Annotated in this window: 15 protein-coding genes and 1 riboswitch; of the genes, 8 read left to right on the forward strand and 7 right to left on the reverse strand. The window is 44.6% G+C overall.

Going from position 1 to position 19,986, the window contains the following annotated elements; translation table 11 throughout:
• Positions 1-22 precede the first annotated feature (22 nt).
• The 5 genes from G9G54_RS04715 to G9G54_RS04735 all read right to left on the reverse strand — a co-directional run bounded on the left by G9G54_RS04715 (position 23) and on the right by G9G54_RS04735 (position 5,048).
• On the reverse strand, positions 23-1,654 hold the full coding sequence (locus G9G54_RS04715) for a formate--tetrahydrofolate ligase (RefSeq protein WP_165176348.1): 1,632 nt from the start codon (positions 1,652-1,654) through the stop codon (positions 23-25).
• 213 nt (positions 1,655-1,867) lie between these two features.
• Positions 1,868-2,176, reverse strand: a complete 309-nt coding sequence (locus G9G54_RS04720) for a hypothetical protein (protein WP_013309242.1) — start codon at positions 2,174-2,176, stop codon at positions 1,868-1,870.
• Positions 2,177-2,274: 98 nt separating this feature from the next.
• Positions 2,275-2,778: a DUF6933 domain-containing protein gene (locus tag G9G54_RS04725; RefSeq protein WP_165176350.1), complete on the reverse strand. Its 504-nt coding sequence runs from the start codon at positions 2,776-2,778 to the stop codon at positions 2,275-2,277.
• 289 nt (positions 2,779-3,067) lie between these two features.
• Positions 3,068-3,538, reverse strand: a complete 471-nt coding sequence (locus tag G9G54_RS25220; protein ID WP_185156271.1) for a hypothetical protein — start codon at positions 3,536-3,538, stop codon at positions 3,068-3,070.
• A gap of 211 nt (positions 3,539-3,749) precedes the next feature.
• Positions 3,750-5,048 carry a right-handed parallel beta-helix repeat-containing protein gene (locus tag G9G54_RS04735; protein ID WP_165176351.1) on the reverse strand — a complete coding sequence of 433 codons (1,299 nt, stop codon included), beginning with the start codon at positions 5,046-5,048 and terminating at the stop codon, positions 3,750-3,752.
• A 1,177-nt stretch (positions 5,049-6,225) separates the two neighbouring features.
• Between G9G54_RS04735 and G9G54_RS04740 the strand changes: the two genes are divergently transcribed.
• The 6 genes from G9G54_RS04740 to G9G54_RS04765 all read left to right on the forward strand — a co-directional run bounded on the left by G9G54_RS04740 (position 6,226) and on the right by G9G54_RS04765 (position 13,276).
• Positions 6,226-6,933 carry a response regulator transcription factor gene (locus G9G54_RS04740; RefSeq protein WP_165176353.1) on the forward strand — a complete coding sequence of 236 codons (708 nt, stop codon included), beginning with the start codon at positions 6,226-6,228 and terminating at the stop codon, positions 6,931-6,933.
• A 1-nt stretch (position 6,934) separates the two neighbouring features.
• Positions 6,935-7,879, forward strand: a complete 945-nt coding sequence (locus tag G9G54_RS04745; RefSeq protein WP_061829584.1) for a sensor histidine kinase — start codon at positions 6,935-6,937, stop codon at positions 7,877-7,879.
• A gap of 127 nt (positions 7,880-8,006) precedes the next feature.
• Positions 8,007-8,930: an ABC transporter ATP-binding protein gene (locus G9G54_RS04750; protein WP_069291367.1), complete on the forward strand. Its 924-nt coding sequence runs from the start codon at positions 8,007-8,009 to the stop codon at positions 8,928-8,930.
• On the forward strand, positions 8,923-9,618 hold the full coding sequence (locus G9G54_RS04755; protein ID WP_165176354.1) for an ABC transporter permease: 696 nt from the start codon (positions 8,923-8,925) through the stop codon (positions 9,616-9,618). Before G9G54_RS04750 ends, G9G54_RS04755 begins: the two co-directional genes overlap by 8 nt.
• Before the next feature lie 121 nt (positions 9,619-9,739).
• A riboswitch (FMN riboswitch) is annotated at positions 9,740-9,884 on the forward strand.
• 172 nt (positions 9,885-10,056) lie between these two features.
• A complete protein-coding gene (locus tag G9G54_RS04760; protein ID WP_165176356.1) occupies positions 10,057-11,004 on the forward strand; it encodes a DMT family transporter in 948 nt (315 codons plus the stop codon).
• Positions 11,005-11,245: 241 nt separating this feature from the next.
• Positions 11,246-13,276, forward strand: a complete 2,031-nt coding sequence (locus tag G9G54_RS04765; protein ID WP_165176357.1) for a methyl-accepting chemotaxis protein — start codon at positions 11,246-11,248, stop codon at positions 13,274-13,276.
• 143 nt (positions 13,277-13,419) lie between these two features.
• On the opposite strand, the gene G9G54_RS04770 is transcribed toward G9G54_RS04765, so the two are convergent.
• Both G9G54_RS04770 and G9G54_RS04775 read right to left on the reverse strand, forming a co-directional pair.
• The gene (locus G9G54_RS04770) at positions 13,420-14,901 is read right to left on the reverse strand and encodes a carboxylesterase/lipase family protein (RefSeq protein ID WP_165176745.1); all 1,482 of its coding nucleotides are present in this window, start codon (positions 14,899-14,901) and stop codon (positions 13,420-13,422) included.
• Between the two features lie 153 nt (positions 14,902-15,054).
• Positions 15,055-15,618 (reverse strand): GbsR/MarR family transcriptional regulator, encoded by a 564-nt coding sequence (locus G9G54_RS04775; protein ID WP_028543060.1) that lies wholly within the window; start codon positions 15,616-15,618, stop codon positions 15,055-15,057.
• A 515-nt stretch (positions 15,619-16,133) separates the two neighbouring features.
• Between G9G54_RS04775 and G9G54_RS04780 the strand changes: the two genes are divergently transcribed.
• Positions 16,134-17,357: a quaternary amine ABC transporter ATP-binding protein gene (locus G9G54_RS04780; protein WP_165176359.1), complete on the forward strand. Its 1,224-nt coding sequence runs from the start codon at positions 16,134-16,136 to the stop codon at positions 17,355-17,357.
• Positions 17,332-19,929, forward strand: a complete 2,598-nt coding sequence (locus G9G54_RS04785) for a glycine betaine ABC transporter substrate-binding protein (RefSeq protein WP_165176361.1) — start codon at positions 17,332-17,334, stop codon at positions 19,927-19,929. Before G9G54_RS04780 ends, G9G54_RS04785 begins: the two co-directional genes overlap by 26 nt.
• Positions 19,930-19,986 lie beyond the last annotated feature (57 nt).

A 19,986-nucleotide genomic window follows, 5' to 3' on the forward strand; every position in this document is an offset into this window, starting at 1 on the left:
AGCTGCCATTTTTCTAAAGATGCTACATTAGACCATGAATGCTTCCATCTGCCTCCAGCGACATATGCTCAGCTGCTGGGGATTTGGGTAATCCTGGCATCGTCATAGTATTGCCTGTTTCCACGACCACAAAGCCTGCCCCTGCGGACAAAGAAACGCTGGACACGTGAATGGTAAAGCCCTCCGGTGCACCTAGCAGAGAAGGTTGATCTGAGAAAGAATACGGTGTTTTGGCCATGCATACAGGCAGTTGTCCAAAACCAAGCTGCTCCATACCGGCCAACGCCCGTTTGGCCGCAGGAGTGTAAGCTACCTCTGCCGCACCATAAAGCTCCTTCGCAATGACACTAATTTTCGCTTGCAAATCAAGTGTATGCTCATACAATGGTGCAAAATGGGCTTTGTCCTCCTGGAGCAGGTTGAGCAGGCTTTGGGCCAGCTTTTCTCCCCCTTGGCTCCCCTGTGCCCACACCTGTGACAACTCTACGGGTACTCCCAGCTTGCGGCATTCCGAGAAAATCAGTTCCAGCTCGGCTTCGCTATCTGTTACAAAATGGTTGACCGCTACCAGTACTGGCACGCCAAACTTTTGTAAATTCCGTACATGCCGGTTCATGTTGGCTAATCCAAGTTGCAATTGTTCCAGATTTTCTGCGTCCAGCTCATTTTTAGCTACACCGCCGTTATATTTCAGCGCTTTGGCTGTTACGACCAACAGAGCCGCATCTGGCTGCAAACCGGATTGACGGCACTTGATGTCAAAAAACTTTTCCGCGCCCAGCTCGGCCCCGAATCCAGCCTCCGTGACGACCACCTCTCCCAGCTTCAGGGCCAGCTTCGTACCGATCAAACTACTGCATCCATGCGCAATATTCGCAAAAGGTCCACCATGCACAATAACTGGAGTTCCCTCCAACGTTTGCACCAGATTGGGTTTCAATGCTTCCCGCAGCAGCACAGCCATACCTTCCACCGCCTGGAGTTCCTCAGCTGTTACCGTTTCGCCATCTTCGTTATAACCAATCACCATCCGACCCAATCGCACTTTAAGATCGTCCATATCTTCACTTAAACATAATACTGCCATCACTTCTGAAGCCGAGGTAATCAGAAAGCCACTTTCTCTCACTGCTCCATTACCTGACCCCAATCCAGTCACAATATTTCGTAAACTCCGGTCGTTCATATCAACAGCGCGTTTCCACACGATCCGCTCCGGTTTCAATCGCAAAGCATTTCCATGAAATAAATGGTTATCGATCATCGCTGCCAGCAAATTATGCGCTGCCGAAATCGCGTGAATATCACCTGTAAAATGCAGGTTAATGTCTTCTGCCGGAACAATCTGGGCTTGTCCTCCCCCGGTTGCTCCTCCTTTCATACCGAAGCAAGGGCCAAGGGACGGCTCACGCAACGCAGCAACGGTTTTATGCCCCAGCGCATTCAGCGCCTGTGACAGCCCGATGGTTGTCAGCGTTTTTCCTTCTCCCGCCGGCGTGGGATTCATTGCCGTAACCAGCACCAGCTTTCCATTCGGGCGATCCTTTAACTGCTCCCACAGGGACGGATTCAGCTTCGCTTTATATTTTCCATACGTCTCCAGATGTTCTTCTTCAATGCCTGCTTCTTTGGCTATATCAATAATCCTCTTCATCTTTCGTTATGTACCCCCCGTTTTATAAGTCTGACCGATGGTGTCAAACCCTGTATCGTTTTATTTTACCAAAGTGTGCCGCTTATTGCGCTATGATTCATTTCATCGCAAGCGTTGCTATCATGTGAGTTATAAAAAAAAGAGCATTCCCCGCCCGCATGGACTTTGGTGGATGCTCTTTTGATACGTCTCGTTTAACAAACAGCTCTCAATTTAACCTGCAAAGTTAGCAGCGTAATTTTCAGCAATAAATCCCTTAGAAATCAGGATAGCTTGGGATTTCTTAGTAGCAGGACCATAGCCTTGGGACAGCAGATCATTAATATGTAAGCGGTTATAAATGAAGCAAAATACAAAGTTGGACGCCCCACTCGTAAGGATCGACACCAGAAAAATAATAACTGCCCACTTCCAATCCCCTCTAAACAACGCAGGGAAAAAACCGAAAAAGAGCGTAGTCCATGAAAAACCTACTTTGCGTTCCTTAATCATTCCAGTTTTATTTCTTAATTTAATCTTCATTTACCCCTTACCTCTCTTTATATAGTCTTTTAGAACTATATTAGATTATATAGGACAGAGGGAATAAATGGAACTCATTTCGTAAAATCATAAATTTCTCAAATACTCTCTAGTTTATAATGCTTTTCTAGCATTTCTTTAAAAACATCAACAGGGTACTTGTATTCTACAGTTTTGAAAACAATCCGGTTATTCCACTGGTTTTTTTCCAGCTCACACCCATGCTCCATATCCAGTTCCTTCATGATGAAAATAATCTCATCCAAGGTGCCCATTACACTATGACTATTCGTCGTCGTAGCCAGCATCTGCTCGCCTTCCTGTGTGTATGCCTTTACAATCTGTTCATCAAAGCCTTCACTGATCATTAATTCCTTCAAAGTTTGCACAAAAAGAACTGGCAGGTTGTTGTACTGCGATTTTTTGATCCCAAAAAGCGTGATGCTTAAGCGGGATATATCATGCATGAACACTATATTTTTTCTTCGATTAAGTAAAAACAAGCTGGCATGCCAACTATTTAAAGGCGGATAAATATCAACTTGAAGTGGTTCAGTCTCCCATTCCTTCAGCAGTTTTTGTGTTCCTCGTATAACAAACATCGTTGCTCTCCTTTATTGACGGTCCTGTACCGCAGCGTAATTCGACATACCTAATCTCTCATATGAGGAATGTCCCGGATATCATAACACCGTATTCCAAACATCGAATTATAAACTCTTTCAGTATAATATAGGAGAACTGTAACTGCTAGTAATTTGATTACATCTTGTGTTAGGGTTGAGTTGACCTCAGTAATCTCACTTACTTCTCATGAGCGGATTTAAATACTATCTTATGTGGTGGTTTAAACATCTTTGAATTTACGAAAAAGTCCAATATTCATCAATTTTAATAATCATATGTTGCAGTTAAAACCACTACTTCTACATCCCTATGCGGCCATTTAAGCAATTTCAATACATCTCTTGTTAACACAAATAGGCTGACAGGCGTCCCTACAGCCCGCTTTTTCATCGAATCAGGTTGTACTTCCCGTTTCCGATCGAAGCTACACGTTATCATGTATGTATGACGATGAGAGCTATAACTGCGCTTCACAGCAGCTCCATGTACGAACTGACGCCGGAAGGAAAGATTGACGTACATGGCACGTATGGAGGTTATTGTTACCAGGGCTATCGCCATAGCTTGTGCCATGGCTGGGCATCGGGTCCGACGGCATGGCTCTCCGAATACGTGTTGGATATCCGTCCGGTTAAGCCGGGCTGCAGGACCATAAGTGTTAAGCCGTAGCTTGGCGATCTGGAGTGGATGGAAGGCACCTTCATAACGCCACTTGGTATCGTAAAGGTGATACATGTGAATCTACCTGATGGAAAAGTACAATCGGATATCGTGGTACCAGATGGCGTAGTTCTTTGAACGTAGCAATTGTAAAATATTAAAATCATTAAAAAGGTGATGTCTGTAAATATACTGGACATCACCTTCTTTTATCTAGAGCTATCGTTAGATCAAATTACACAAATTCATTATTATCGTTTCTTTCATTTGGAAGATGTTAGAAATTTTATTTATCAGCAAGGTAGCCTAAATTGTATTTGTAAAGAGTACTGGAAGTTACAGGAAGCATAAACGTAACATCAGGTAAACTGCCGTCTGGTTTTCTTGGTGCAGATAATTGGGCCGTATCCAGACTTACAAAATCTTCTGCCGTGATTTCAAGTCCTCCGTTGATGGTCCAAGAATTATTAGATACATTTTCCGGCAAATTGTTGTCATTAATAATTGCCCGGCCCATAAAAGCGATGTTGTTATGTAAAACTTCTCTGTAACCGGGAATATTGGTTATGTCCGTTGGACTAACACGTTCCAGCATATCGAAATTGGCTCTACTATTATTATAGGCCGTGTTATTGGTCCAGGTAGCTGATTGTCCAGGCTGATGATTCGCATAAAAGCCACTAGCACCGTTATTCACAGCTAAAGAATATTTTACGGTATGAACGGGCAATGGATCTGGAATTCCCGTAATTCTGTACGCATATCCGCCGACTTTAAACCCATTTTTGTTGCCGATACCGTTCTGATTACCCTGATGATCAAATGACCAACAATGGTCATAAATCACTGGGCCTTTTGAACTAATACTGTCAAATCCGTCATCGCTGTTATTCCATGCACGAGAGTTAATGAAGGTAACAGCCCCTCCATGAGCACCAAAACCATCTGTATTACCAGCTGATATTTGTGTTGGTCCAATATTGTTATAAGAATCCGAATTAAGAACAGTTCCTGATCCATTTCCAGTATAGTAAAAACCAATGGCCTCATTATCATGAGCAGCCATATTCACGAAATCGGCTTGTCCTCTAATATTAAAAGCTTCTGATTGCGCTTGATCACCTACTTTAACTCCGATCACATCAAATCCTTTAAAAGTGATGCCCGTTACATTATCAGCCACAAAAAATGCTGCCACACGTAGATTCGTTGGTACATTTTTGAAATTAAACACAGGTCTTTCCCCAGGATAAGCCTCATAGGTAATCCCATTCTTATTAAAGGCATTTACATAATTATAATTACTATCGGTTTTTGCAATATCAAAATCATCATAAACTCCCTCACGAATATAGACTGTATCCCCAGACGAAGCTACTGATTGTGCTTGCATCAAGCTCTTAAATGGCTCACTTTTAGTTCCTGCATTTTTATCACTGCCAGTTGGAGAAACATAATAGCTTGTCGTACTTGTTGCTGTCTCTTCCTTCATATCTAGAGTGTTTTTAGTTGCATAAACAGAACTTGTCATAAACATGGCTACAAGCATGCAACAGATCATAAATAAACTTCCAAATTTCCTCATAAATCATTTCTCCTTTTGTCAATCAATTGTTTGATGCTGTGCTAACAACTACAAGGATCTTTAAATGAAAAACAAAATTACATGTAACCTAAATCATTGAATTTCCCCGCCTCTTCACGCCCAAGTTTATCCCTTCCAAAAGAACGGGATCATTTAGCTTATTTCTTGATCGTCATAGGTAAATCGATAGATGTTAAATCTAAAGTTTTCAGGGTTGGGTTTCAATAAATTCCAACTTACAATAGTATTGGAAACCGCTGCGTGCAGCCACGATTCCACGTCCTAAATTTTCCGTCATTCGGGATCTGCAGCAGCATTAACCGTGTTCGATGAAAAAGGTAGCGATATACTAAACTCATAACACTCAGGAACAACATGAGCTTGCGCAATTTTCTCTGCATATAAACTTTTCTTTTCATTAGTGAATTGTGGCTAATCTCCTGGTACAAAGAAGACCTCCTTCCATATTATTCCGGCGCATGAGTTTCATCGGCTCAAATTACAGAGATATGTATAACTCAATTACTAAATAATTCTTTTGTATTACATTTTTAGGTATAAAGTCATGTAATATAAAAATATATTTTTACAATATTATGGTTAAAATAGGCAAAAAATGAAAGTCTACTACATGAATCGAATTGATGAAAAATTGTCCGATCTTCCCTGGTTTGTAACGAGTTTATTGAAAGCAGGAAAAGAAAACTATCTCCCACAACACTTCTTAACTATTGCCATGATTACGTTATATTTTTTGATAGATTAGTTGCAGAAAACTTTCTTTCTTTTTTGGAGTACCAATTAGGAAATACTAAACTGACCATTAATCGCAAGTTGTCCTCACTGAAATCCTACCCCTTGTGGCTCTAGGAGATTTACTACTTCATACATTTATGCGGTTGGGAAAAACATACTTACTTTGGGTCTATAAAGGCACACAAACTTTTCCCCTGATCTAAGCCTCTTCCTTTACAAAAGCCAAATAAATACTATAGGACTCGCGTGCGCCTGAACGCGAATGATGCAAACGACTGATTACGTAACTCCCTGGGGCAATCCAGGGAGTTTTCATTTTCTCTTTGGATATTTTTTGTGGAAATCCCCTCCACTGCTCTATATAATTCAGGTACAGTTCGTCACGCGAGCTTAATCTAAAAATTAGGGGTGTTCCACACCTATGTCACAACATATTTTACTAATTGAAGACGATCTATCCATTGCCGAAATGATACTCAAAGCACTCAGCAAGGAAGGCTACAATTTAACTACCGCCTATGACGGGGAAGAAGGGCTTCTCGCCTTTGAACGTCATACCTATGAACTGGTACTGGTGGATTTGATGATGCCGAAGGTGGACGGTATGGAGGTGATCCGCCGGATCCGTACCCACAGCGCCGTGCCGATTCTGATTATGTCAGCCAAGGACAGCGACGTGGATAAAGCGCTTGGACTGGGCTTTGGGGCAGACGATTATGTTGCCAAACCTTTTTCAATGCTGGAAATGACAGCTCGTATTCAGTCCGCGATCCGCAGATCTACTACATATGCCCGTCAGCAACAACAGGAGGAACAGCCGCAAGCACAAGTTTTGACCTACGGCAGTCTGCGCATTGATTTTGATCATTTTACAGTCATACGCAATGAAAATGAAATTCAGCTAACAGCCAAAGAGTCCGATATTTTGAAGCTATTTGTAGCCAATCCGAACCGGGTATTTACAAAAGCACAATTATACGGATTTATTTGGAAAGACGATTATATGGGCGACGAGAACGTGATTAACGTCCATATTCGCCGCCTGCGTGAGAAAATCGAAGAAGATCCCTCTCATCCTGTCCACATTAAAACGCTATGGGGCATTGGCTACAAATGGGAGAATGGCTGATATGAACATCGAAAACATTTCTGAATGGATTGTCGGCCTCATCATGTCAGTCGTTATAGTATGGCTTTGGCGGGAGCGTATGGCCTATAAGCGCAAAATAAAGGATATCCGAACCCTACTAGAGCGGATTGTGACGGTGAATCATGCGGAAAAGCTGCTATATGTCACAGGTGACGTTGAACTGCAACGACTCATGACGGAAATTAACCGACTGCTGGACTTGAATCTCAGAGTGTCTGCAGATTACAACCGTAGCCAAATCGCCATGCGCAAAATGATTTCGAACATTTCCCACGATCTCAAGACCCCGCTTACGGTTGTGCTTGGATATGCCGAGATGCTGGATGGCGATCCGACTATTTTGCCGGAAGAACGTATAAAGCTGCTATCCAAAATTCATCAAAAGACAAGCGAAGCGATTGAGCTGATCGGAAGCTTTTTTAGCTTGGCGAAGCTGGAGGCTAATGATACGGATATTCCGTTGACTCGACTGGAAGTGGGAGAACTGTGCAGACGCAGCATTTTGGAGTTTTATGACCTGCTGACCGCACAGGGGTTTACTGTGCATATTGAAATCCCGGAGCACCCCATTCATGCCTTGGGGAACGAAGGAGCGATTGGGCGGGTGCTGAACAATCTGATCTCGAATGCCATTCGCTATGGGGCAGATGGACGGACGCTGGGTCTGGCTCTATTGGAACAGCAGGATACAGTGCGTATAGAGGTATGGGATCGTGGCAAAGGCATACAGGAATCTGAGCAAGATAAAGTTTTTGAACGCATGTACACACTGGAGGACTCCCGTAATAAGGCGGTACAAGGCAGCGGACTGGGCCTCACGATTGCCAAACGCCTGGTTGAAACGATGAACGGAGAAATTCAATTGACTAGTAGACCTTATGAGCGGACGGTCTTCTCTTTTACATTGAAGAAAATCAACTATTAATCGAACTCAGCATTTTGCATAATTCGATTTGTGCTCAACTTAATAAATTTGTAAGAATCACGAAAGAAAAATGAACATTTCGCCCTTTATCCTTGAATTATCAGCAGTATACGAAGGGAGAACACCCATGACTTACGTAATACGTACACATCAGTTGACCAAGGCCCTGAAGGGCAATGAAATTGTAGCGGGAGTCAGTATGAATGTGCGCAAGGGAGAAACCTATGGCTTTCTCGGCCCTAACGGGGCAGGCAAGACGACGATGATGAAAATGATTACAAATTTACTCAAGCCAACATCGGGTGAAATTGAATTATTCGGTGAGAAATTAACGCCAAAATCGTATCATCTGCTCGGACGGATGGGTTCGATTATTGAATACCCGATTTTTTATGACAGGCTGACGGCACAGCAAAATCTCGAACTTCATTGTGAATACATGGGCTACTACAATAAGCAGGCTGTTCGGGATGCCCTGGAATTAGTGAATTTGCGAAATGCGGATGACAAGCCGGTAAAGGATTTTTCGCTGGGAATGAAGCAACGTCTCGGGATTGCCCGCGCTATTGCGACTAAGCCAGAGCTACTCATTTTGGATGAACCCATTAATGGTCTGGACCCCGTGGGAATCAAGGAAATCCGCCAATTATTCCACATGCTATGCAAGGAATATGGGATGACTCTGCTCGTGTCCAGTCATATTTTAGCGGAAATAGAGCAGATTGCGGATACGGTAGGCGTGATTAATCACGGACGACTGATTGAGGAAGTATCGATGGAGCAGGTGCGGGAAACCAATACGGAATATATCGAATTTACGACCAACGATTGTAAAAAAGCGACCTACGTCCTCTCCCATCATCTGAATCTGAATAATATTAGGGTACTAAATGAACAGAGTATACGTATTTACGATTCAAATGTACCGCAGAAACAAATTACGAAAACGCTCATTTTAAATGATATAGAGGTGGATTCCATTCATCAGAAAAGCAGCACGCTGGAAGACTACTTTTTGCGCCTGTTAAACGGAGGTGATCTCCATGCTTAAATTGATGCAGTTGGAGCTGAAAAAATTTCATCTCGCGGGTTATATCCGATCAGCACTGATCGCCAATGCATGCATTCTTGGTCTGCTCTGTATTATCGCGCTGGACAGTCAAAGTGAAGGAATACCCGAATTCACACAGTACACTCAACTCTTGGATCTAATAGACAATTTTGTGAGAGCAACATTTATTGTATTTTCCTCCGTTTTGCTATGCCGCTTTATCGTCGGAGAATTTAAATCCAAATCGATTACGATCTTGTTTATGTATCCGATTCACCGTCAAAAGCTGATGATCGCCAAGCTCTTGGTTGTGCTGCTGTTTACGTTCTTGTCTATTATTATTTCGGAAATAATGATTACGGCTGCTATTCATCTGCTCAACCAGTTTGTCTTGATTGTACCGGATAACCTTACTCTTTCCATACTGGGCCAACAATCAGCACGGACGCTGATCAATGCCGTTGCTGCCAGCTTTATGGGATTGGTTCCGCTGTATATGGGGATGCGAAGATACTCTGTACCCACCACCATTGTGACCTCAATCCTGATTGTAGCATTGCTTTTCTCCAATAATAACGGCGCTACACTTAGCTCCATAGCCCCCGTGCAAATTGGCTTCTCTCTACTAGGAATGCTTGTGGCTTATGCGGCGATTCGACGTATTGAGTATAAGGATATTACCTCGTAATATGTAATTTCGTAGAGCGCTTTCAAAAAACAGATGAAAATCATTGTTAGATATACACACATTTTTCACTGGACTTCATTCTAAAACAGGTATATCCTATAGGAGAAATTAAAAACGGAATAAGGATCTTCGGGGTAGGGTGAGATTCCCAACCGGCGGTATGGCTCATGGAGCTAAGCCCGCGACTCTGTATCTGGCAACAGGATACGGACTGATTTGGTGAGATGCCAAAGCCGACGGTAAAGTCCGGATGGAAGAAGATCGAAATATCAACATGCCGCGAAGTGGATGAATACTGCGTTATTAGTTTTGCAGTAACTTCATTTAACTTGCATAAAGCGGCAAGTTTATTTGATCAACCCCCGTCTTGCATGGCCTTTCGCCATGGACGGGGGTTTTTGTGCCACCGGTCCTGTATTCGCAAGGAGCTAATTGAGTATGAGTCAATCTTCTACTGTACTAACATCCAAAAGTTTTGATCGTAGCTCCCACATGAAAAGCGGTTTTTGGCTGGTCGCAATTGGAGCAGCCTTGTGGGGCGCAGACCCGCTTTTTCGTATTATTTTGCTAAAGTCATTTACTTCAACACAAATTGTACTTATGGAGCATGTGCTGCTCTTCCTTGCTCTGACACCGATGCTGTGGAAACATCGTGAGGAACTCAAAGCGGTACGGCTTCGTCAAGTTTTCGCTATTTTATTCGTCTCGTGGGGCGGCTCGGCTCTGGCCAGCGTGATTTTCACTATGGCACTCAGCAATGGTGATTTGAATGCTGTACTCTTACTCCAGAAACTTCAACCCTTGGTCGCTATTGTTCTAGCCCGTATTATTTTGAAGGAAATGTTGCCGCGTCATTTTGGATTATTAATTGTCGTCGCTCTGTTCGGGACGTATCTTCTGACCTTCGGTTGGTCGCTCCCCTTCGGACATGTTCGTGATTTTGTTCAGGTTGGTAGTCTGCTTGCACTCGGTGCAGCAGTGCTGTGGGGCGGTTCGACAGTCATGGGAAGTTACTTGCTTCGTTCAATGAAATATGAAACAGTAACCTCCCTCCGCTTCATGGTGGCGCTCCCTCTGCTGATTGTCCTCACCTCTGTAGAGCATGCGCCATGGAATATGCCTGCCGGTACATGGGCGGGCGCAGCTGTGATTATCAATCTGCTATTGCAGGCATTGCTTCCGGGTCTTCTCAGCTTGCTGCTGTATTACAAAGGCTTAAGTACGACCAAAGCGTCTTATGCTACGATGGCAGAACTGAGCTTTCCCATGGTTGGTGTCGTGATTAACTGGATCGCCTTTCAGCAAATTGTCACTGTAGCGCAATTGACTGGTTTTATGCTCATCTGGATTACGCTCTTTATGATTTCACGTCAGCAAAAAAATTAACAGTTCAACGTCCCTTTCATGACTCACCCAAGCCAAATCGTGAAGATGCTTTTGCATCTCCGATTTGGCTTTTTTATGTATTCGTATTCATATAAAATATAGCACTTTAGACCTATCTTTCAGAAAAAGTGTCTAAAACATGTAATTATTCTTCGTTTCTCAAAGATTACATCTATAAAATTAGTCGGTTTCTGTCGAATAAAACAATGTAGTGATCATCAGACACAGAGGAGCAAGAGCTATGACTAAAACAAAACAAACAGTTCCGTGGTGGAACAGGTTTCTCAAGCAGTTTTATTTAATGAGGACAAGATTAATAATATCTTTTTTGGCTGTGTTATTGATTCCGAGCGTACTTATCGGGTACTTTTCCTATCAGGGGGCTACAACACAACTCAGTCAGCAAATGGGCGGTTCCGTATACACGAATCTGTATCTGATCCGGAGCAATGTCAATCAGTATGTAGCGCCCATTATGAAAGACCTGGACGTGCTTACCACCGAAATCAATTCTGATTCCATTGGTACCAACCAAGAGGCCCTTCAGAAAAAGTTGGATGTCATCGTCAAGGCTCATCCCGAGCTAGATGCCGCGCTTCTCGGTAATGCGAAAGGGCAATACATACGTTCACCGAAAAAACAGGAGGACGATTATGACCCCCGGGAGAGAAAATGGTACAAAAATGCGATGCTGGAAAAGGGTAAAGTATTCGTCGGTGTTCCAGTTGCCAGCGTCACGACAGGGAATTTAGTCGTTAATATATCGGGAACGCTGGAGGACGGTGAAGGAGCTGTTGCATTGGCTTTGAATCTGGACAAGATGGGTGAAAGTCTGCAGTCTGTTAAGATTGGTGAACGCGGAGGACTCATTATTGTTGATTCTGAACATAAAGTTGTATCTGGGACTGGAACAGCCTTTAACAAGACAGGCAAAAAACCGGCTGACGCCATAGAGGGACTTCCTGAAGTGGCGACAACCGTCGAAAATGATACTCCTTCCATGTCGCAAATTCAATTTATGAATCGAGATATGCTGGCCTTTACACTTAAGGACCCTCTCACCGGTTGGAGCATTGTCGCACTGTCGGATCTGGAGGATTACAGTGATGCAGCCCAACCGATTCTGAAGCAAAGCCTAATTGTGATTGTCATTTCCATACTTGCCGCTGCGATCATCATTGTGCTTATGGTCCGCTCGTTCTTAATTCCGCTGCGCAAGCTGCAAGCAGGAACACGCATCGTCCGTGACGGAAATCTGACCGAACGTGTTAACCTATCCAGCAAGGATGAGTTCGGCGAACTGGCACAGAATTTTGACCAGATGACTCATTCCTTGCATACGATGGTTTCCGAGGTCAATCAAACGTCCTCCCGACTTGCTTCCTCTTCTCTGATGATCAAGGAAAGCACAGAGCAAACGACGGAGTCCGTACAACACGTAGCGGAAACAGTTATGGAATCCGCAGAAAATGCAGCCACCAGCGCCGAGGCATCCGAGCAAACCGCTAATGCCGTTGAAGAAATGGCCAAGGGTGTCAGCACCATTGCCGAATCAGCAAGCTCCATCGTGGATTCAGCAGGACAAACCGAGCATGATGTAGCTCAAGGCAGTCAAATGATCAGCCATGTGCGGACACAAATGGACCGTATTCTGGAAGCTGTAAGCCAAACGGCTAGCCTGATGGATGAGCTATCCCAGCTCTCAGACGATGCGAAGCAGATGAATACAGCTATTGCCGCCATTGCCAAGCAAACCAATTTGTTGTCTCTGAACGCGTCTATTGAAGCTTCCAGAGCTGGCGAAGCCGGGCGTGGATTTGCCGTAGTCGCTATAGAGGTACGCAAGCTGTCTGAGCAATCCAAGGAAAGCGCAGATTCCATCAGTCAGATCATTACTCAGATGCTCGATTTGATTCAACGCTCCACCGCTACCATGAACGGTAATGTTCGTAACCAGGTAGGTGAAGGATTACGTATTAGCCAAGATGCAGAAGGTGCATTTACGAATATCGAACGCTCTACATCTCATATTGTGGAACAAATCCAAAGTGTGTCCGCTGCGGCTGAACAAATCTCAGCCAGTACAGAGGAAGTTTCGGCTACTGTCACCCATTTGGCAAGTCTGTCTCGCAATTCGGCGGACAGTTCGCAGACAACCTCTGCTGCCGCTCAGGAGCAAATGGCGGCCATGGAGGAAATCGCATCTTCGTCTCAGGAGTTGTCCAACATGGCCCAGGATTTGCAACAGCTGGTTAAGCGATTTAAGATTTAAGTTACACATCGTATCGTTGCAATTTCATGCAAGTAAGAATGAGCAGCAGTATATCTAATTACTAACAAAAGCCTTCGTCCGTATACTAATTACGGGCGAAGGCTTTTTCCATGTGAGTACTTGGGGTGATCTCTCTTGTTTACTTATAGGGTCATCTGACCGGTTAACTGACGGCGTCTATCTCCTTCGGGGTCGTGCTCCATTTTAATATCCTGATGGAAAATAGCTGTAGTCCGCTCTTCCCTGTCGTACATCGGCCAAGCCTCCTCGGACAGCACAGGCTTCCCATCACGTGCAAAAGCAACCCATGCCTGCTGCATAGCTTGAGCGAGCTTCTGCATCGACGGTTGAATCTCTAATCCAAGCTTACCTAGCAGCTCCAGATTATCAAAAACAAACGCAATTTCGGCACCGTGAACCGCTTGTCCAAAGGTAGGATGCCCCGGCAATGTCCAATCAAAACGATACATCCATACAGGCGCATGCGCCGACTGCGCAACAGCAAGAGCCAATGCAGGACGCCAAAAAAATAGATCAGTCAACATTTGTGCCTGTCCCTCAATCGTAACAGGAAATGGTTCTATCAGGTCGCCGATGTCTGACATGCCCGTCATCATTTCCAATGCCTGACTCGCTGTTGACTTGTTCATTAGATGGGATTCTTTTCGGATGAAATAGGCCCCCTCATGCAAGTTCGTTCCAATCAAAACGGATACCTGCTTTGCTGAACCTTGCGCGATTGCAGACAGCGGTTCATCTGGCAAGGTCACACCGTCCACGACGGGTTGATAGATCATCGCCATCCCTGGTCCGATGACTTCATGCGTCTTCGCCATAGCTAGCATCAGCGCATCTGTCGGCAGCGTAAACAATCGTTCTGGATTTTGAGTGTCCACACCCAGCTGCTGCAGATACACAGCCGTCACTTGTTCGGCCTGTGAGGTTGGCAATACCTGCGACGCACCGCTCTGCAAAATCACACGCTGGAACAGTCCCTCAGCTGCTGGCATCGCCAATAAAGCGGCAATACTCATCGCGCCTGCCGATTCACCGAACACCGTTACTTCGTCCGGGTTACCGCCAAAGGCAGAGATGTGATCCCTAACCCATTCCAGCGCAGCGATCTGATCCAGCAGTCCCGCATTAGAGGTCAGGCCATCTCCCTTTGGGGTCAGATGCAAAAATCCTAACGGCCCCAATCGATAATTGATCGTAACAACCACAACATCGCCATTCTTCGCCATGCGTTCCCCGTCATATAAAGGTATAATCCCGGACCCCGTGACAAAGGCACCGCCATGAATCCACACCATCACCGGACGTCCCTTCTCAGGAGCCTTCGAAGCAGGTCTCCAAATGTTCAGGTATAAGCAATCCTCTGACTGCTCAGGCGGTTCCACCAGATTTCCAGTCATACTTTCAGCGGATGGCATAGGTTGCGGACAGATTGGCCCAAAACTCGTCGCAGCCCGTACACCCTCCCAAGACTCCAAAGGCTGGGGCGCGTGAAAACGTAGTTTTCCAACAGGAGGCTGTGCATATGGGATACCTTTCCATACATGATATCCATTCCCCGTTTCCCCACGTAATTGACCTAAACGAGTATGTACTGTAATACTCTCCATCATGAAGCCTCCTTTATTTCGTATCTTCAACACAACGGTATAATATCAATCTTTACATATCTCTATTATACCCTTTGCACACGACCAAACCAAAAAATACCGGAAGCACTTTTGCGCTCCGGCATTTTTATAAACAAGATAGGGAAATAGCGATTAATCCCGAACTTCTTCTTTGGGAATCAGCTTGTAAATTTCTTCGCTTTCCATAGAGTCAATTAGTCGGTCTAGCCACTTGTAATAAGCGACGGCCTGCTTCATTTTCATACGATCCTGCTGAAGAATCGCCTTAAATTCCTCGTACTCTTCACCCTGATTCATCAATCTGTCCAGCTCATCAATGGCCTTGCGCAACACCAGTAAATTTGTTTCTACCGCTTTTCTCCATTTAATAGCGAAGAAATCAGTGAAGGTTTGATGCCAGTCATATTCGACTTCATACAAGTCTTTGCGTGAGCCCTTGCTCCATACCTTATTTACCATTTTCAGATCCAATAATGTTCGAACTCCTGTACTCATGCTCGTTTTGCTCATTTCCATTTCACGGCCCATCTCGTCCAGCGTCATCGGTTTATCCGCAAAGAAAAGCAAACCGTATAAATGCCCCGCAGACAAAGTGATCCCATACAGGTCCATGTTTTTACCTATAGCTTCTATAACACGTTTGCGAATTTTTTGCAGCGAAGCCTGCTGCTCATCACCTAACTGGTACAAGCTCATGCTTGCAACCTCCTAATTTTAGAGCATTTTGCACAACCTAGTATGAACGATTTACCCGTAAAAGATTAGCTTTGACGCAATGTATGAAATCTTTCAATAATAAATGAAATGTTTCAAAAACAAAGCTTCTGTCTATATTACAACAGCATGGATCGTTCAAAATCATAATTCGCAAAATTGCTAATGATAGTAAACTTTTAAAATTATGGATATACATAAATCTTTTTCTTATGGTTATATTTCATTGTCTATTTTAAAAAAAGCACTATCGGTTGTAAAGTTCCGAATGTTTGAGCATTCTATAGAACGAAGGAGCATATCAAAGGAAACTTTGTACAGTTTTTTCTGTACGTACTTTACGAACAGTTTTTTTGTTTGAAATGTAAGCAATGCTTCTGTTACAATTAATTTTGTCATTAACCGTTCAGGATGTTCAGAATTATGATTTTTATACTCAATCCTTAATGCAACAAGGGGTTAATACCAAGCAAAGTATAGAAAGAAGAGGTGTATGTATGACGATTTTGGAAGTCAAAAATGTCAGCAAACTCTTTGGTCCTCACGCAGAGCAAGGTGTTCCGCTCCTGGAGCAAGGCTGGGGCAAGGAAAAGTTGGCCAAAGAAAAACAGATTACTGTTGGTGTCAATAAGGCCAACATGGAAATTAAGCAAGGTGAAATTTTCGTAATTATGGGGCTATCGGGCAGTGGCAAGTCCACTTTGGTGCGAATGCTAAATCGCTTGATTGAGCCTACCTCCGGTGAAATTCTGGTCCACGGCAAAGATCTCCGTAAGATGAACAAAGAACAACTTCGCGAAGTTCGTCGAAAAACCATCAGCATGGTTTTTCAAAAATTCGCTCTGTTCCCACATCGGACTGTATTAGAAAATGTAGAATATGGTCTTGAAATTCAAAAGGTAGAAAAAGCACAGCGTCAGGAAAAGGCGCAACAAGCGCTGGAACTGGTTGGTCTTAAAAACTGGGGCGATAAAATGCCCGATGAATTGAGTGGCGGTATGCAGCAACGTGTCGGCCTGGCACGGGCGCTGGCTAATGACCCTGAAGTGCTCCTGATGGATGAAGCGTTCAGTGCATTGGACCCTCTCATTCGCCGTGACATGCAGGATGAGCTGTTGGAGCTTCAAGATAAAATGAAGAAAACAATTGTATTTATCACCCATGATCTGGATGAAGCGTTGCGGATTGGTGACCGGATTGCATTGATGCGAGACGGTGCGGTCGTACAAATCGGTACACCGGAAGAAATTATGATCCAACCGGCTAACTCTTATGTAGCCCGCTTCGTCGAGGATGTGGATCTGTCCAAGGTATTGACGGCTGCTCATGTCATGCTTCGTCCAGAAACCATCACCATGGATCGTGGTCCACGTGTGGCTCTGGAATTGATGCGGGAGCGTGGGATTTCCAATTTGTTCGTCATTGACCGCACTAAAAAGCTACTGGGTGTTATTAACGCCGAGGATGCTGTTCATGCACTGCGCAATAATTTGAAGATTGAAGATATTTTGATTACTGACGGACCGCAGGTTGCTGCCGAGACTGTCATTAATGATTTGTTTGAAATTACAAGCTCGTCCAAGGTGCCGCTGGCTGTAGTCGATGATAAGCAGAAGCTACTGGGCGTTATCGTCCGTGGAGCATTGCTCGGCGCACTTGGTGGAGATGTTACCACTATGAAGGAGGTGAATGCCCATGATACCGAAACTACCAATCGCTGAGTGGATTCAATCCATTGTCGACTGGATGGGTATTCATCTGGCTGGATTGTTTAATGTTATTTCTTCTATTATAGAAGCTGTAGTAGGCTTTTTCTCAGGTCTGTTCATGCTTCCGCACCCTCTGGTGTTCATCGTGATCATCGGGATTATCGCCTTTATGATCGGGCGAGTTCAGCTTACGCTATTTACTGTCATCGGCTTCCTGCTGATTGATAATCTCGGCTATTGGAGTGAAACAATGAATACGCTCGGACTGGTCATCACGTCTGCGCTCGTATCTATTGTTATCGGGATTCCCATCGGGATCTGGTGTGCATACAGTAAATCCGCATCACGCATTATCACGCCTTTACTTGATTTTATGCAGACGATGCCTGCGTTCGTGTACTTGCTCCCAGCGGTTACCTTTTTCAGCCTGGGTGTTGTGCCGGGTGTTATCGCATCTGTTATCTTTGCTATCCCCCCAACCATTCGCATGACCAATTTGGGGATTATGCAAGTATCAGGTGAGCTGATCGAAGCCTCAGATGCTTTCGGTTCAACATCTGCGCAAAAGCTGTTCAAAGTTCAGCTTCCACTGGCATTGCCTACCTTAATGGCTGGTATTAACCAGACGATTATGCTGTCACTGTCCATGGTTGTCATTGCTTCCATGATCGGTGCAGAAGGCATCGGTGCTGTTGTGTACCGTGCTGTGACACAGCTGCAAATCGGTAAAGGTTTTGAAGCCGGCTTAGCTGTTGTCGTTCTGGCTATCGTGCTTGATCGTTTTACGCAAAACCTGTTTAAACCTACGCAAAAAGGCAAAAGCCGCGTATCCAGCAAGCAAAAAGTTTGGATTACTTCTGCAGTTACAGCTGTCATTTTGATCGCTGGTGCATCCCAATATTTTGTTGGAACGGATCATTCCGCATCTGGCAAAGGTAACGCTGCTGCCAACCCGGTTGGCGAAGAAGTCGGTTACAAAATTATCGGTATTGATGCCGGGGCAGGCATTATGAAATCGACTGCCAAAGCAATTCAAGACTACAATTTGTCTGATTGGAGGCTGGTTGAAGGTTCCGGTGCAGCTATGACAGCCACACTGGACAAAGCCATTAAAGCGAAAAAACCGATCATTATTACAGGTTGGACTCCTCACTGGATGTTCAACAAGTATGATCTCAAATATTTGGAAGACCCTAAGAAGTCTTATGGTGAAGCCGAGGGTATTCATACGATTGCCCGTAAAGGCTTGCAGCAGGATGCTCCTATCGCTTATGAGTTTCTAAAACGTTTCAAATGGACACCGGAAGATATGGGTGAAATGATGGTTGCCATTCAAGCTGGAACCAGTCCTGAACAAGCTGCCCAGGATTGGGCGGAGAAACATGCCGACAAGGTTCAGGAATGGACCCATGGACTGCAACCTGTCAATGGCGACGCGTTCAAGCTGAGCTATGTAGCTTGGGATTCCGAAATTGCCAGTACGAATTTGCTAAGTTATATTTTGGAGAACAAACTCGGTTACAAAGTAACCGCACTGCAAGTGGAAGCAGGTCCTATGTGGACGGGTGTCGCTAGTGGTGATGTAGATGCCTCCCCGGCTGCATGGTTGCCGTTAACACATGCGGATTACTGGGCTAAATACAAGGATAAGCTCGACGATCTTGGGGCTAATATGAGCGGTGTTAAAACCGGATTGGTCGTTCCAGCTTACATGGATGTTAAATCGATTACTGATTTGCAGGATAACGGAGCCGAAGCGGCTCCGGCTTCCGCCACAACTGAGGACTTTGGCAAAGAGGTCGGCTACCGCATTGTCGGTACCGACCCTGGAGCCGGACTAATGAAGCTGACCGCTAAAGCTATGAATGACTATGGCTTATCCGACTGGAAGCTACTTGAAAGCTCTGGAGCTGCTATGACCGCTACACTGGATAAAGCTATCAAAGCCAAGCAGCCTATCGTCGTAACAGGTTGGACTCCTCACTGGATGTTTAACAAATATGATTTGAAATACTTGAAAGATCCTAAAAAAGCGTACGGTGATAAGGAAGAAATTCATACAATCGCCCGTAAAGGTTTGAAGCAGGATGCTCCTGTGGCTTATGAATTTCTAAGCCGCTTTAAGTGGACTGCTGAAGATATGGGTGAAGTGATGATCGCGATTCAGGACGGTACTGCCCCACAGCAGGCTGCCAAGAACTGGGCCGATAAACATCCTGACAAGGTTCAGGAATGGATCAAGGGCCTACAGCCCGTCAACGGTGATCCTTTGAAGCTAAGCTACGCTGCCTGGGATTCTGAAATTGCCAGCACGAACGTATTGAAATATGTATTGGAACAAAAATTGGGCTATAAAGTAACAGCTCTGCAAGTGGAAATCGGCCCGATGTGGACTGGCGTGGCCGGTGGAAGTGTAGATGCTACCGCAGCCGCTTGGCTTCCATTGACGCATGCTGATTATTGGGCTCAATACAAGGATAAGGTGGATGACATCGGAACCAGCATGACTGGCGTTATGTCCGGGCTTGTCGTTCCATCCTATGTGCCGATTGATTCTATCGAGGATCTTAATCCGCCGCAATAATATTTTTTCCGCTTTTAAACCATAAACAAGTAAAGGCAGATCAGGGTTTACTCCTGA

It is taken from the genome of Paenibacillus sp. EKM212P, from assembly GCF_011066115.1.
Classification (GTDB): Bacteria; Bacillota; Bacilli; order Paenibacillales; family Paenibacillaceae; genus Paenibacillus; species Paenibacillus polymyxa_B.

Bases quoted from the DNA above. Each gene is read 5' to 3' on its own strand.
- G9G54_RS04715 (WP_165176348.1), bottom strand. From the start codon at position 1,654: ATGAAGAGGATTATTGATATAGCCAAAGAAGCAGGCATTGAAGAAGAA.
- G9G54_RS04720 (WP_013309242.1), bottom strand. From the start codon at position 2,176: ATGAAGATTAAATTAAGAAATAAAACTGGAATGATTAAGGAACGCAAA.
- G9G54_RS04725 (WP_165176350.1), bottom strand. From the start codon at position 2,778: ATGTTTGTTATACGAGGAACACAAAAACTGCTGAAGGAATGGGAGACT.
- G9G54_RS25220 (WP_185156271.1), bottom strand. From the start codon at position 3,538: ATGTATCACCTTTACGATACCAAGTGGCGTTATGAAGGTGCCTTCCAT.
- G9G54_RS04735 (WP_165176351.1), bottom strand. From the start codon at position 5,048: ATGAGGAAATTTGGAAGTTTATTTATGATCTGTTGCATGCTTGTAGCC.
- G9G54_RS04740 (WP_165176353.1), top strand. From the start codon at position 6,226: ATGTCACAACATATTTTACTAATTGAAGACGATCTATCCATTGCCGAA.
- G9G54_RS04745 (WP_061829584.1), top strand. From the start codon at position 6,935: ATGAACATCGAAAACATTTCTGAATGGATTGTCGGCCTCATCATGTCA.
- G9G54_RS04750 (WP_069291367.1), top strand. From the start codon at position 8,007: ATGACTTACGTAATACGTACACATCAGTTGACCAAGGCCCTGAAGGGC.
- G9G54_RS04755 (WP_165176354.1), top strand. From the start codon at position 8,923: ATGCTTAAATTGATGCAGTTGGAGCTGAAAAAATTTCATCTCGCGGGT.
- G9G54_RS04760 (WP_165176356.1), top strand. From the start codon at position 10,057: ATGAGTCAATCTTCTACTGTACTAACATCCAAAAGTTTTGATCGTAGC.
- G9G54_RS04765 (WP_165176357.1), top strand. From the start codon at position 11,246: ATGACTAAAACAAAACAAACAGTTCCGTGGTGGAACAGGTTTCTCAAG.
- G9G54_RS04770 (WP_165176745.1), bottom strand. From the start codon at position 14,901: ATGGAGAGTATTACAGTACATACTCGTTTAGGTCAATTACGTGGGGAA.
- G9G54_RS04775 (WP_028543060.1), bottom strand. From the start codon at position 15,618: ATGAGCTTGTACCAGTTAGGTGATGAGCAGCAGGCTTCGCTGCAAAAA.
- G9G54_RS04780 (WP_165176359.1), top strand. From the start codon at position 16,134: ATGACGATTTTGGAAGTCAAAAATGTCAGCAAACTCTTTGGTCCTCAC.
- G9G54_RS04785 (WP_165176361.1), top strand. From the start codon at position 17,332: ATGATACCGAAACTACCAATCGCTGAGTGGATTCAATCCATTGTCGAC.